Genomic DNA, 8528 nt, shown 5'->3' with positions numbered 1-8528 from the left:
GGGCGCGCAGTCGATGCGCGTGGCCAACAACGGCTACTGATCGGCGGGGCCTGCGCAGGCCCCTTGCCTCATCACTGTCCCACGGGCGGCCTTGGCCGCCCGTTGCCATTGGGGCGGCGGTTCCGGCGCCGCTGGCCACCGTGGTGGTATCTTGTGTTTTGTGCCTCCAGTGCAATCAGTACTAGGGCATTGTGCTATTAATTTAATAGCAATTGAGGGGTGGCTTTGTCCACGGGCCGGCGCTGCGTGAGGCCGGTGCCTCGCGGGTAGGGCCGGCCTCTGCCATCCCGGGCCCGCCCGCGCCCGGCGCGTCACTTCATTTCTCGACGAACGCGCGTTCGATCACGAAGTCGCCGGGCTTCGTGGTGTTGCCTTCCTCGAAGTCGCGGTGCTCCAGGATGGCCTTGAGCGATGCCAGCATCTCGGGGCTGCCGCACAGCATGACGCGGTCCACCAGCGGGTCCAGCGGGGGCACGCCCAGGTCGGTGAAGAGCTTGCCGCTTTCGATCAGGTCGTTGATGCGGCCCTGGTTGCGGAACGGCTCGCGGGTCACCGTGGGGTAGTACTTGAGCTGCTTGGACACCGTCTCGCCCAGGAACTCGTGCTGCGGCAGCGTTTCGGTGATGAAGTCGTGGTAGGCCAGCTCCTTGACCTGGCGCACGCCGTGCACCAGCACCACTTCCTCGAACTTCTCATAGGTGTCGGGGTCGCGGATCACCGACAGGAAGGGCGCGAGGCCCGTGCCCGTGGAGATCAAATACAGGCGCTTGGCGGGCAGCAGATAGTCGATGAGCAGCGTGCCCGTGGGCTTTCTGCCCACCACGATGGAGTCGCCCACCTGGATGTTCTGCAGGCGCGAGGTCAGCGGGCCGTCCGGCACCTTGATCGACAGGAACTCCAGGTGCTCTTCGTAGTTGGCGCTGGCGATGCTGTAGGCCCGCAGCAGCGGCTTGTCGTTCACCTTGAGGCCGATCATGGTGAAGTGGCCGTTGGAGAACCGCAGCGCCGGGTCGCGCGTGGTGGTGAAGGAAAACAGGCGGTCGGTCCAGTGGTGGACGGAAAGGACTCGTTCTTCGTTGAATGCGCTCATGGAAATGGTGCAGATTGGGTGTGAGACGAAAGAAGCCTTCAGGGGCAGGGCCGGTGGCGGATGGGCGCATTGCGCGACCTGGGCTGCCCCCTGCCATGCGGGCAAACCCGCACATTGTCGGGCAAACCGGCCCCGCGGCCTTATGGCATCTGCGCATGTGCTTATGCCAGCCGGGCCCGGTGGGGGGCGGCGGGCGCCGGGACGCTCCCGCGATCGGTGGTGCCGGGCGCTTCAGGCGCCGTCGGCCGGGTCCACCGCGTAGCCGCGCAAGAACACGTCGATGGCCCGGCCGATGGCCTGGCGCATCTTCACCTTGGACAGGTTGTCCTCCAGGCCGAAGAGGCGCGGCGTGGCCGTCTCCGACTCCATCAGGGCCATGAAGTGGCGCGCCGCGGTCAGGGGGTCGGCCTGCCGCAGCAGGCCTTTGCGCATCTGGGCTTCCAGGAACGAACCCAGGGCCTGAATGCCCTTGTGGGGGCCCAGTTCGAAGAAACGCTTGCCAATGTCGCTGCGGCCCGATTCGGCGACGAAGGCGCGCTTGGCCTGGATGGCCGGCTCGCTGCAGATCACGGCCAGCATCTTCTCGGCGAAGGTCTTCAGCGCGGTTTCCAGCTCGCTCTCGTCCTGCTCGAGCGCGAGAAAGAACAATTCGATGTGCTGCTTGGCCGCGCCGATGGCGACCTCCAGGAACAGCTCTTCCTTGGAGCTGAAATACCCGTACAGCGTGGATTTGGAGCCCCCGACCCGGGCGGCGATCTCCGCCATCGACGCCCCCTCGAACCCCGATTCCGAAAAAACCTGGGAGGCAATTTCCACGATCGCGTCCCGCTTGGCTTCCGTCTTGACGCGCATCTACCGACTTCCGTTTTCTGTATTCATGCGTCCGAGTATTGATGGGCGAAGAATCGAAGTCAAATTTACTTTACCGTACAGTACGGTTTGTATATCATCGGCGCATTGTTCTTTGGAGATTGCCCATGCGACCCGTTCATCGCCCCTTGCTCACGCTGTCGGCCGCAGCTGCCATGGCCTGTCTGCTCGCCGCCTGCGGCAAGCCCCCGGGCGGCCCGCCGGCACCGCAGGACACGCCCATCGTCGGTGTGATGACCGTGCAGCCGCAGCCTGTGGCGCTGAGCACCGAACTGCCCGGCCGCACCGTGCCCTACCTGGTCGCCGACGTGCGGCCCCAGGTGGGCGGCATCGTGAAGGCGCGCAAGTTCCGCGAGGGCAGCGATGTGAAGGCCGGCGAGGCGCTCTACCAGATCGACCCTGCCACCTACCAGGCCACCTACGACAGCAACGTGGCCGCCCTGGCCAAGGCCCAGGCCAGCCTCAAGACCACCCGGCTCAAGGCCGACCGCTACAAGGAGCTGGTGGCCATCCAGGCCGTGAGCCAGCAGGATTACGACGACGCGGCCGCATCGCTGGGCCAGGGCGAGGCCGACGTGGCATCGGCCCGGGCGAACGTGGAAACGAGCCGCATCAACCTGGCCTATGCGCGGGTCGATGCGCCCATCTCGGGCCGCATCGGCAAGTCCAGCGTCACGCCGGGCGCGCTGGTCACCGCCAGCCAGGCCACGGCGCTGGCGACCATCCAGCAACTGGACCCGATCTACGTGGACGTGACGCAGCCCAGCGCCGCGCTGCTGCGCCTCAAGCAGGCCCTGGCCCGCGGCGATCTGCAAAAGGCGGGTGCCAATGCCGCCAAGGTGCGGCTGATGCTGGAAGACGGCAGCGCCTACCCGCTGGAAGGCAAGCTGGAGTTCTCGGACGTCACCGTGGACCAGAGCACCGGCGCGATCACGCTGCGCGCCGTGTTCCCCAACCCGCGGGCCGATCTGCTGCCCGGCATGTACGTGCGCGCCGTGCTGCAGGAAGGCGTGAAGGAGCAGGGCCTGCTCGTGCCGCAGCAGGCCGTCACGCGCGACAGCACCGGCAAGCCCATGGCCTACGTGGTCGGCGCGGACAGCAAGCTGCAGCGGCGGGCCCTGGAGACCGAGCGCACGGTGGGCGACCAGTGGCTGGTGCGCACCGGGCTGCAGGCCGGAGACCGGCTCGTGGTGGACGGACAGCAGCGGGCCGCGCCCGGTGCCCTGGTGAAGGCGATGCCCTGGACACCCAAGGCCGCGGCCGCGCCCGTGGCACAGGCCACCGGCCCCGAGGGTGCCGCCAACTCCGCGAACTGACGCGCGCGAAAGAACCCCATGGCACGCTTTTTCATCGACCGCCCCATCTTCGCATGGGTCCTGGCCATCATCGTGATGCTGGCCGGCGCCCTCTCTATCTTCACCCTGCCGATCGCGCAGTACCCCAGCATCGCGCCGCCCGCCGTGGCGATCACGGCCAACTACCCCGGCGCCTCCGCCAAGACGCTGGAGGACACCGTCACCCAGGTCATCGAGCAGAAGATGAAGGGACTGGACCGGCTCAGCTACATGGCCTCGACCAGCGAGTCGTCCGGCCAGGTCACGATCACACTCACGTTCGACAACGGCACCGACCCCGATACCGCCCAGGTGCAGGTGCAGAACAAGCTGTCGCTGGCCACGCCGCTGCTGCCGCAAGAGGTGCAGCAGCAGGGCGTCACGGTCACCAAGTCGGCCACCAACTTTCTGAACGTGCTGGCCTTCACCTCCGAAGACGGCAGCATGAACGGCTCCGACCTGTCGGACTACGTGGCCGCCAACGTGCAGGACGCGATCAGCCGCGTGGAAGGCGTGGGCGACACGACCCTGTTCGGTTCGCAGTACGCCATGCGGGTCTGGCTTGATCCGGACAAGCTGGCCAACTTCGGCCTCACGCCGCTCGATGTGAAGACGGCCATCCAGGCGCAGAACGCGCAGGTCTCGGCCGGCCAGCTGGGTGCGCTGCCAGCGGCTGGCAACCAGCAGATCAACGCCACCATCACCGCGCAGACGCGCATGAAGACGGCGCCGGAGTTCGAGGAGATCCTGCTGCGCACCCTGACCAACGGCTCGCAGGTGCGGCTGCGCGATGTGGCCCGCATCGAACTGGGCAGCGAAAACTACAGCACCGTCGGCCGCTACAACGGCAAGCCGGCCGCCGGCCTGGCGATCAAGCTGGCCACCGGCGCCAATGCCCTCGACACGGTCCGCGCGATTGACGCGCGGGTGGACGAACTGCAGAAGTTCTTCCCTCCGGGCATGAAGGTGCAAAAGCCCTACGACACCACGCCGTTCGTGCGCATCTCCATTGAGGAGGTGGTGCGGACCCTGGTCGAGGCCGTGGTGCTGGTGTTCCTGGTGATGTACCTGTTCCTGCAGAACTTCCGCGCCACGCTGATCCCCACCATTGCGGTGCCCGTGGTGCTGCTGGGCACCTTCGGCGTGCTCGCGGCGTTCGGCTTCACGATCAACACGCTGACCATGTTCGCGATGGTGCTGGCCATCGGGCTGCTGGTGGACGATGCCATCGTGGTCGTGGAGAACGTGGAGCGGGTGATGACCGAGGAGGGACTGTCGCCCAAAGAGGCCACGCGCAAGTCGATGGGCCAGATCACCGGAGCGCTCGTCGGCGTGGCCCTGGTGCTGGCCGCGGTGTTCGTGCCCATGGCGTTCTTCAGCGGCTCGACCGGGGTGATCTACCGCCAGTTCTCCATCACCATCGTCTCGGCGATGACGCTCTCGGTGCTGGTGGCGATGGTGCTGACGCCCGCCCTGTGCGCCACGCTCCTCAAGCCGGTGCCCAAGGGCCACGCCATGGCGACGACCGGCTTCTTCGGCGCGTTCAACCGCGCCTTCGATCGCGGCAACCGCGGCTACCAGGGCATCGTGCGGCACATGCTGGGCAAGGGCTGGCGCTACATGGCGCTGTATGCGGTGCTGCTGGCGGCGGTGGTGTTCGGCTTCATGAAGCTGCCCGTGGGATTTCTGCCCGACGAGGACCAGGGCACGATGTTCGTGCTGGTGCAACTGCCACCCGGTGCCGCCAACGCGCGCACCGAAGAGGTCATCCACCAGGTGGAGAAGCACTTCCTGGAGGACCAGAAGGATGCGGTGGCGGGCGTGTTCTCGGTGTCCGGCTTCAGCTTCGCCGGCAGCGGCCAGAACACGGGGTTCGCCTTCGTCAAGCTCAAGCCCTGGGACGAGCGCAAGGGCGAGGCGCTGAGCGTGTCGGGCGTTTCGCAAAAGGCCGGCGCGTTCTTCGCGACGATCCGCGATGCGCAGGTGTTCGCCTTCGCGCCGCCTGCCGTGTCCGAACTGGGCAACGCCACCGGGTTCGATCTGATGCTGCAGGACCGCGCCAACCTGGGCCCTGCCGCGCTGATGCAGGCGCGCAACCAGCTGCTGGGCGAGCTGTCCAGGGACCCACGCCTGGTGGCGGTGCGCCCCAACGGACTGGAGGACACGCCGGAGTTCCGCCTGGAGATCGATCCGCACAAGGCGGGGGCGCTGGGGCTGTCGATGGCCGACATCAACAACACTTTCTCGGCCGCCTGGGGCAGCAGCTATGTCAACGATTTCATCGACAAGGGGCGCGTGAAGAAGGTGATGCTGCAGGCCGACGCACCGTTTCGCATGCTGCCCGAGGACATCGACCGCTGGTACGTGCGCAACAGCGCCGGCACGATGGTGCCCTTCACCTCGTTCGCCAAGGCCAGCTGGACATCGGGTTCGCCGCGGCTGGAGCGCTACAACGGCGTGCCCTCCATGGAAATCCTGGGCATGGCGATGCCGGGCGCGGCATCAAGCGGCGAGGCGTTGGCGATCGTCGAGGCGGCGGTGGCCAAGCTTCCGCCCGGCATCGGCTTCGAGTGGACCGGGCTATCGCGCCAGGAGAAGGCCTCGACCGGCCAGACCGGCCTGCTCTATGCGCTGTCGATCCTGATCGTGTTCCTGTGCCTGGCGGCGCTCTATGAAAGCTGGGCGATCCCGTTCTCGGTGATCCTCGTGGTGCCGCTGGGCGTGTTCGGCGCGCTGCTCGGGGCCATGCTGACCTGGAAGATGAACGACGTGTACTTCCAGGTGGGCCTGCTCACCACCATCGGGCTGGCGTCCAAGAACGCCATCCTGATCGTGGAGTTCGCCAAGGAGCTGTACGAGGGCGGCAAAGGCCTGGTCGAGTCGGCCATGGAGGCGGTGCGCATGCGCCTTCGCCCCATCCTGATGACATCGCTGGCGTTCATCCTGGGGGTGCTGCCGCTGGTGCTGGGCAGTGGCGCCGGGGCGGGCGCGCAGCATGCGCTGGGCACGGCCGTGATCGGCGGCATGCTGTCCGGAACCGTCCTCGCGATCTTCTTCGTGCCGCTGTTCTTCGTGTTGATCGTGGGCCTGTTCCGGCGCAAGCCGGCCGCCCCGAACGCCCAGGCCGCGCACGGCGCGCTGCCACACCCTGCTTCGGAAGGTGCCTGACATGTCCCGCTTCCTCCTCGCTCCCCTGGCCCTGGCCGCGGCATCCCTGGCTGGCTGCAGCCTGATGCCGGCCTACGTGCAGCCCGCCGCGCCCGTGGCCGCCACCTTCGCCGGCGATGCCGGCACGCCCGCCGCGGTGCCGGTGGCCGACATCGGCTGGCGCGACGTGTTCACCGACCCCTCGCTGCAGCGGGTGATCGAGATGGCCATCGCCAACAACCGCGACCTGCGCGTGGCGGCGCTCAACATCGAGCGGGCGCGTGCGCAGTACCGCGTGCAGGACGCGGCGCTGTTCCCGACCGTCAACGCCAGCGGCGGCGGCAGCGGCAGCCGCACGCCGGCAGACCTGTCCGGCGCGGGCCGGCCCGTGGTGGCCCACAGCTACAGCGCCACCGTGGGCTTCAGCGCCTACGAGCTGGACCTGTTCGGTCGCGTGCGCAGCCTGAATGCGCAGGCGCTGGAGCAGTTCTTCGCCACGGCGGAAGCCCGCCGCAGCACGCACATCAGCCTGGTGTCCGAAGTGGCGTCGGCCTATCTCACGCTGGCGGCCGACCAGGACCGGCTGCGCCTGGCGCAGGACACGCTCGCCAACCAGAGCAATGCCTTCGCCCTCAACCAGCGCAGCTTCGACTTGGGCGTGGCCTCGGCCCTCACGCTGCGGCAGGCGCAGACCAGCGTGGATTCGGCCCGGGTGGATGTGGAGCGCTACACCGCCCAGGTGGCCCAGGACCGCAATGCCCTGGTGCTGCTGGTGGGCGCCGAGGTGCCGCCCGAGTGGCTGCCGCAGGCCCTGCCCAGCGATGCCAGCGCGGCGTCGAACCCGCTGGCCCAGGTTCCGCCGGGGCTGCCGTCGGACCTGCTGCAGCGCCGCCCGGACATCCTGCAGGCCGAGCGCACCTTGCGGGCCGCCAACGCCAGCATCGGTGCGGCCCGCGCCGCCTTCTACCCGCGCATCAGCCTGACGGCGTCGGCCGGTACCTCCAGCGCGGACCTGTCGGGCTTGTTCAAGGGCGGCTCGGGCAGCTGGACCTTCGCGCCGCAGGTCTCGCTGCCGATCTTCGACGGCGGCGCCAACCAGGCCAATCTGGACATCGCCCGGACCGACCGCGACATCGACGTGGCCCTGTACGAGAAGGCGATCCAGACCGCGTTCCGAGAGGTGTCCGATGCGCTGGCCCAGCGCAGCACGCTGGGCCGCCAGCTGGAGGCACAGCAGTCGCTGGTGGACGCCACGGCCGACAGCTACCGCCTGTCGGATGCGCGTTTCAAGCGCGGGGTGGACAGCTACCTGACCGTGCTGGACTCGCAGCGCTCGCTCTACACCGCGCAGCAGAACCTGATCGGCACGCGGCTGTCGCGCTACACCAACCTCGTCACGCTCTACAAGACGCTCGGCGGCGGGTGGGTGGAATCGACCGGAACACCGGTGGCCGCCGTCGGCACCGCGAAACCCTGATGCCCGCCGGGCACCTGACGGGGCCTGAGCGCCTGCCACCGTGGCCAAGCACACCAAGACCGAAGCGGAGCTGACGCGGGCGCGCATCGTCAGCGCGGCGTTGCAGGCCTTCGCCCGGCATGGGGTGCAAGGCGCCGGGCTGGGCGAGGTGGCGCGGCAGGCGGGGGTGTCCCGCGGCGCGATCTACTGGCACTTCGCGGACAAGACCGCGCTGCTGCAGGAGCTGCTCGGCCGCCTTCGGTGGCCGCTGGACATCGGTGCCCGCCTCGATGCCTACCAGAGCGCGGCGCAGCCCCTGTCGCTCCTGCACCGCTGCCTCGCCCACCAGATCAGCGAGTGCCGTGAAGACCCGGTGCAATGGCCGCTGGTGCAATGGGTGCTGCGCGAAGCCGGTGAGGCAGAGGGGTGGGAGGGCCTGCGACCGCGCGCGGCGGTGGCCCAGGCGGCGGCCGTTCGCCACCTGGAGTCCGCGCTGGCCGTGGCGGCGCGCCGGGGCCACTTGCGCGAGGGCCTGGAGCCGGCCCTGGCGGCGCGCTGCCTGCATGCGGTCGGGCGCAGCGTGCTGGCCGAGCCGGTGGAGGAGACCGATCCGGCCGGGTACCGGCGCATG

General features: G+C 68.5%; 6 protein-coding genes. 4 read left to right on the top strand and 2 right to left on the bottom strand.

Going from position 1 to position 8528, the window contains the following annotated elements:
* Positions 1-316: 316 nt before the first annotated feature.
* Complete coding sequence (locus tag AC27IQ_RS15475) at positions 317-1090, bottom strand: ferredoxin--NADP reductase (RefSeq protein ID WP_272549805.1); 774 nt, start codon at positions 1088-1090, stop codon at positions 317-319.
* 231 nt (positions 1091-1321) lie between these two features.
* On the bottom strand, positions 1322-1942 hold the full coding sequence (locus AC27IQ_RS15470; RefSeq protein WP_284394670.1) for a TetR/AcrR family transcriptional regulator: 621 nt from the start codon (positions 1940-1942) through the stop codon (positions 1322-1324).
* A 125-nt stretch (positions 1943-2067) separates the two neighbouring features.
* Here AC27IQ_RS15470 and AC27IQ_RS15465 point away from each other — a divergent pair, with 125 nt between their 5' ends.
* The 4 genes from AC27IQ_RS15465 to AC27IQ_RS15450 form a co-directional block, all read left to right on the top strand.
* A complete protein-coding gene (locus AC27IQ_RS15465; protein WP_487089983.1) occupies positions 2068-3276 on the top strand; it encodes an efflux RND transporter periplasmic adaptor subunit in 1209 nt (402 codons plus the stop codon).
* An 18-nt stretch (positions 3277-3294) separates the two neighbouring features.
* Positions 3295-6462 carry an efflux RND transporter permease subunit gene (locus tag AC27IQ_RS15460; RefSeq protein WP_487089982.1) on the top strand — a complete coding sequence of 1056 codons (3168 nt, stop codon included), beginning with the start codon at positions 3295-3297 and terminating at the stop codon, positions 6460-6462.
* Between the two features lies 1 nt (position 6463).
* On the top strand, positions 6464-7918 hold the full coding sequence (gene adeC / locus AC27IQ_RS15455; protein WP_487089981.1) for an AdeC/AdeK/OprM family multidrug efflux complex outer membrane factor: 1455 nt from the start codon (positions 6464-6466) through the stop codon (positions 7916-7918).
* A gap of 40 nt (positions 7919-7958) precedes the next feature.
* On the top strand, positions 7959-8528 hold a 570-nt coding region (locus AC27IQ_RS15450), incomplete at its 3' end, for a TetR family transcriptional regulator (RefSeq protein ID WP_487089980.1).

The sequence above is a fragment of the Acidovorax sp. KPB24-07 genome (assembly GCF_057543315.1).
This window is presented reverse-complemented; position numbering and strand designations above follow the sequence as displayed.

Bases quoted from the DNA above. Each gene is read 5' to 3' on its own strand.
- AC27IQ_RS15475 (WP_272549805.1), bottom strand. From the start codon at position 1,090: ATGAGCGCATTCAACGAAGAACGAGTCCTTTCCGTCCACCACTGGACC.
- AC27IQ_RS15470 (WP_284394670.1), bottom strand. From the start codon at position 1,942: ATGCGCGTCAAGACGGAAGCCAAGCGGGACGCGATCGTGGAAATTGCC.
- AC27IQ_RS15465 (WP_487089983.1), top strand. From the start codon at position 2,068: ATGCGACCCGTTCATCGCCCCTTGCTCACGCTGTCGGCCGCAGCTGCC.
- AC27IQ_RS15460 (WP_487089982.1), top strand. From the start codon at position 3,295: ATGGCACGCTTTTTCATCGACCGCCCCATCTTCGCATGGGTCCTGGCC.
- adeC (WP_487089981.1), top strand. From the start codon at position 6,464: ATGTCCCGCTTCCTCCTCGCTCCCCTGGCCCTGGCCGCGGCATCCCTG.